The organism is Streptomyces sp. NPDC005899, from assembly GCF_040629645.1.
In the GTDB taxonomy this organism is placed as follows: domain Bacteria; phylum Actinomycetota; class Actinomycetes; order Streptomycetales; family Streptomycetaceae; genus Streptomyces.
In genome coordinates this window covers 1-5,364 of record NZ_JBEXWB010000392.1, presented here as the reverse complement: position 1 = coordinate 5,364, position 5,364 = coordinate 1, and the positions used below count along the sequence as shown (strand labels likewise).

General features: G+C 75.4%; 1 protein-coding gene. It reads right to left on the bottom strand.

The genetic code is table 11. The features are described 5' to 3' along the window. Positions 1 to 5,364, bottom strand: a 5,364-nt coding sequence (locus ABZ371_RS28355) for a lonely Cys domain-containing protein (RefSeq protein ID WP_358684774.1), incomplete at both ends; no start/stop codon positions are given.

Sequence of the window (5,364 nt, the reverse complement as noted above, 5' to 3'; positions counted from 1 at the left end):
CCGTCGCCGTCCGGGCGGGTGATCCGTCCCCAGGTCCCCGCGGTGGCGGGCTGTCCGTCCGGCCCCGGCAGCACCGCGACGGTGTACGTCCCGGTCGCCGGATCGTGGTGGAGCGTGGTGGCACTGTGGGTGGCCCACCAGTTGCGTGCCGAGTTCCGGGCGCCCTCGCCGGGAATGCCGCCCTCGGCCGGTCCGGCGCCGGACGGCCGGGCGTGCGGCACCACCGCGATGACCTCCGCGTATCCGTCCTCCGCGAGCAGCGCGGGGTCCCGGAAGACCAGTTCGCCGAACTCCCGCGGTGGTACGGGTCCTTGTATCCGCAGTCCGTCGGCGTCACCGTCGGCGACGTACACGAAGGGCCTCGGGCGGTGCGGGTCGGCCGCCCACGGTGCCGGCTCGGTGCCGACGGGCACCAGCGAACCGTCGGCCGCGTACCCCATCAGGGTCACGACGCCCGGGTCGAACGTGCCCTGCGGCCGGGGGACGCCGTCCAGCGCCCTGCCCCACGCCTCTCCGTCGTCGTCCGTCAGGAGCCGGTCGGGCCGGAGCGCGCCCTGCTGCTCCAGGTGGTGGGCGGCCAGCTCGTGGAGCTGCCACGGGTCGCGGCCGACGGCCGCCGCCTGCCGCGCCACGAGGACCGCCTCCTCGTACCGCGCCGGGTCGGGGACGTGCGGGTGCAGCACCGCGGCGGTGAAGGCGGCCGGGTCCAGGAGGGCGGTCACCGTGGCGACCTTGTACGACGCCCACAGCAGCCTGGACCATTCGGCCTCTCCGACCGGCGCGGCGGCTCCGAGCCCCAGGACCTGCCGGGCCACGTCCTCCCGGTGGGGTGCGGAGGAGAGGTCCGTCAGCACGTGGACCAGGTGCGGGAGGGCGATCCAGCCGGTCAGGGGGCCGCGGGCTCCGGAGTCCCAGCGGCGGGCCGCCTCCGTCAGCAGGTCGCGGTGGCTGTCCGGCGTGAAGTGCGCGGTCGGCCCCGGCGGGAGCCCGCCCGTGTGGTAGCCGTTCAGTACCTGTTCGTACAGGTCCAGGGTGAAGGCGCGGGCACCGTCGTGGTTCAGGTGCGGATCGGCCTCGCGCATCAGGTCGAGTGCGCCGACGCCCCGCAGCAGCACCGGGTACTCCGGGGTGTCGTCGACCGTGGGGCCGAAGATCAGGCGGAGCGCCCGGACCAGCCGCAGGGTCCGCTGGCGTACCGCTTCGGGGGCGGGCCCGGGGGCGTGGTGCAGGCCGGCGTCGCGGGCCCGCGTGTCCAGCTCGGCCCCGGCCGGTTCCGGCCGGAACATGACCCAGGGATAGGCGCGTCCCCGGGCGTCGGTCTGGAGGCTGAGGTAGGCGTCCTGCCCGCCGTGCCCGGGCTGGACGGCCGCGTTCATCAGGGTGGTCGCGAACACCGTGCGGCCCGTCTCGTCGGCCGTGTGCTGACCGACCGCCACGGACGCGAGGGGGTCGGGCACGAACGGTGGCGGGCCGTCGATGTGCAGTCCGGGTGTCTCGCCGATACCGGGCGGCGCCGCCGCGTAGCAGACGAGCAGCACGACGGGGTGCTCGGGAGCGAGCGAGGCGAGGCTGCGGCGCCGGGCGAGTGTGCGGGCGAACCGCGGCCCGTCGTCGGTCCGCCCGCCGTCCGGGGTGTGCCACGTGACGGAGCCGGGCAGGCCGTGGTTGTTCGGGAAGTACGGTGCCGGCAGGTCGAGTTCGGCCCAGGGCACGGGAGAGGTGGCGCCCTTGGGGTCGTAGGCGGTGCGCTGGTGGGTGTACGAGGTGACCGTCCCCAGGCGGCTGTGCGCCAGCGTGCGCGACCAGCCGCCGTCGTCGGACTCGGCGAGGTCCATCGAGATGTAGCCCGTGGAGCGGTTCCCGTGGTGGGCGACGGAGAGGGCGCTGATGTTCTCGTCCGCCGGGTCGGTGGGGGAACTGGGCACCGAAAAAGGCGTGTTGGCGAACCACTGGCCCCGGGGGCCCTGCCGTACCTCGTCCAGCAGCAGGACCGCCGAGCGGTTCGGGGCGTCCGGGAGGCGCCCGATGACGGACCGGCCGGTGGTGGCCCACACCTCCCGTCCGAGCCGGTCGGCGAGCCCGCGCGGCAGGTCCAGGGATGCGGCGGTGGGCCGGACGACGTGGAGCAGCAGCGGCCCCGGACGGCCCGTCAGGTTGCGGTCGAGGGCCATCACTTCGTGGAACACCTCGGGCGGTACCGCACGCGCGAAGCCGCCGAGTCCACGCACCGTGACCGCGTCGGTCCCGCCGCCGAGCAGGAGGAGGTACGGGTCGGGGTGGCCCTCCGTGGGACGCCAGGGCGCGGTCTCGGACCCGCTGTGACCGGTGCTTCCGTCGGGGGTGCGCGAGATCCGGCCGGTGGTGCCCGGATCGAAGTCCGCCGGCAGGGGGTGGCCGAGCCAGTTCCAGCCGCGCGGGCGGCCCTGGGCGTCGGTGAGCCGGAAGTCGGCGTGGAAGACGCCGCGTTGGGCGAGGTAGTGGGCGGACAGCGCGTCCACCGTGTGCGCGTTCGCCGCGAACGGGGCCGTGACCAGACGTATCAGCGCACCCCGTGCCGAGGCGGTCACGGTGTCGGAGGGGGCGAGCAGCAGCACCCGGCGGACCAGCGCGTCCAGGTCCAGGAAGCCGCCGCGCAGTGCCCGGTCCGCCGACCGGACCCGGTCCAGCCGCTCCAGTCCCTCGGCGGCCGTGTGCCGGTCGACGCCGTGCAGTGCGCCCAGCCCGTACAGGGCGTCGAGGACCGCCTCGCGGTGCCCCTCCGCCTCATGCGGCGACACCTCCTGGGGTGCGGCCGGCGCGCTCCGGTGCGCGGTGGGGGGGTCGGGCATCCGGGGAGCTGGGTGGTTCGGCCGGGTGGCGACGGGGCGGGCGTGGACGGGGCGCCGTGCCGGCCCCGGCCGGTGCGGGAGCTCGGCGCGGCCGCCCTCGCGTGTGACGGTGCCCGCGGCGGGCTCCAGCTCCTCCAGGAGTGCCTGGGCGTGCTCGTCCGGGAAGAGCCCGTCCCGGGCGACGTTCTCCCGCAGCTCTCGCTCGTCCAGCGGATGGATGTTCCAGTACCGGCCCCAGTTGTCGGTGTAGTCCAGGGCCGGGTCGTGGCCGGGCACGTCGTCGATCGCCAACTGGGCGCCGCGCATGACCTCGTGGGCGGTGTGGTGACCCACCGTGAGGGAGATGGCCAGCATTCCGGCCCGGATCAGGCCGAGGTCCAGGTCGACGCCCCACTGCTCCCTCATGCGGGCGGCGTGCAGGACGAAGCGGTAGGTGGACCCGGCGGTGCCGGTCGCCACCAGGCCGCCCGAGTCCTCGGACCGTCCCTGGAAACCGGCGCTCATCGCGATGTCGTACACCGAGGTCGCCGGCATCCACGTCAGCCCGGCCTCGTCGACCGCGAACCGGCGCTCCGCCTCGCTCAGCGGCGGGCGGACCTCGTCCGGCCGCGCGGGGTCCGCGACGGGCCGGGGCAGTTCCCTGATCGCGGCCGCCTTCTCGGCGGGAGTCATGTCCGACGCCTGGATCTCCGTGGCCCGCCGCATGTACTCCGCGTACGTGGCGAGCTGCCGCCGGCTCGGCCGCTCCGCGGCGATCTCCGGATGCTGCTCCTCGGCGCCGCCCAGCATCCCCGGTACGAGGTCGTTCGAGATCCCCTCGTACAGGAACGCCACAAGCTCCCGCAGGTTCCCGCTCCTCAGCACCCGCTGGAGCGCCTCGCGGGACGTGCCGACGACACCCGCCTTGAACTTGCTGGTGTCACCGAACGTCGCCAGCTCACGTGGGCGGTGGCGGCGCGCCGCCGCCCAGGCGGCGTTCGCCATCTTCCGGAACTCGGCGATCACCGCCTCGTGTTCGGCGAGGTACTCGCCCAGCCGCCTGTCGAAGGCGGCGGACTCCTCCGCGTAGCGGATGCGTGCCAGGACCCACGGGGGAGCGTCGCTGTTCCTGCGTTCCGGGCCTGCCTGTGCGGAACGGCCGGGCGGCGTGGGCCGGGCGCGCCCCGGGGCGGGCACGGCTCCGGCGGTCTCGGGCCCCGCGGTCTCGGGCCCCGCGGTCTCGGGCCCGGCGGCGGCCGGACGCGTGGGTGCGGGCTCCGGCCTCCTCGGCCCGGTGGCCGTCGGCCCGGCTGCCGGGGGTGCGGCCGGCTCCTCGGGCCGGGCCACCTCCTGGACGCCGGTGGCCGGTTCCCGCGGGACCAGGCGGCGGTCGTCGATCTCGATCGTCACCAGTCGCCCCTGGGCGGGGTCGGTGGCGCTGCGCACTCGTGTGCCGGACTTGGTGACCCCGAAGTGCCGTACGCCGAGGCGCGGGCCGCCCACACCGCTCTGGAGGGTGTCCAGAGCCCGTGCCAGCCTGGCCGCGAGGGCCCTGGCGACGGCGTCCGCCCGCTCCCGGCCGCTGGCCTGCGAGCGGTTGCCGTACCCGGTCAGGGTGACCGTCGGCAGCGGAAGGCCGTTGGCCCGGTTCCACAGGCCCGCGCGCGCCAGTGACAGGGCGAGCCCGCCGATCGTGCCCTCGGCGTCCACGGGGGTGGTGCGCTCCCCCTCCTCGAAGCGCACGGTCCGCTGGTGCGGGCGGGGCGCGTGGCCGTGCAGCACCACCGTCGTCAGCGGGTTGGCCACCTCGGGGGAGTCGTCCGTCAGGAGCGCCGCGTTGACCTCGTGCGCCGACTCGCCGGGCCGCTTGCTGTACGCCCGGAAGAACCACATGTCCTTGCCCTCGGGCACGGGCGCGGCTGCCCGGATCAGGTCCCGGGCGCGGGAGCGCGCCAGGGATGCCTCGCGCAGCGCCAAGGCGTGTTCGGGCCGGTCCTCGTCGAAGTACCAGGGCAGTTGTTCCGCCTGGTGGACATCGGCCAGGGCCTTGGCCGCGCGTGCGAAGTCCTCCAGGCGGGCGGTCTCCGGCTCCCCCGCACCCCTGCGCCGTGCCTCGGCGGCACGCTGCCCGGCCCGGTCGGCCAGCCGGGTGAGTTCGTCCTCGGTGTAACGGGCCAGGTTCTCGTCGATGACCTCGTCGAGGGCCTCGGCGGGGATCTCGCCCCGGGAGTGCGTCGAGTTCTCCAGCGTGATCTGGTGGGTGCCGTCCTCGGCCGCCAGCACGACCTGGGCGAAGTGGTAGGGGGCGTGCGGGGCCACCCGGTCGCCGGGCTTGGCGTGGTTGTGCGTGAACAGCTGCGCGCCGCTGTCGTTCGTCGTGCTGATCGACTGGATCAGGTAGCCCTCGCCGACCCCCGCCCACGCGAACTCGTTGACGCCGATGCGCCGCGCGGCAGCGGACAGCGGGGTGCGCAGCGGGTTCTCCGGCGGCTGGAAGCTCAGGGCCCGGCCGTAGCGCTCGCCCGGCGTCGGGGCGCCGACCACGCCGCCGGTGAAG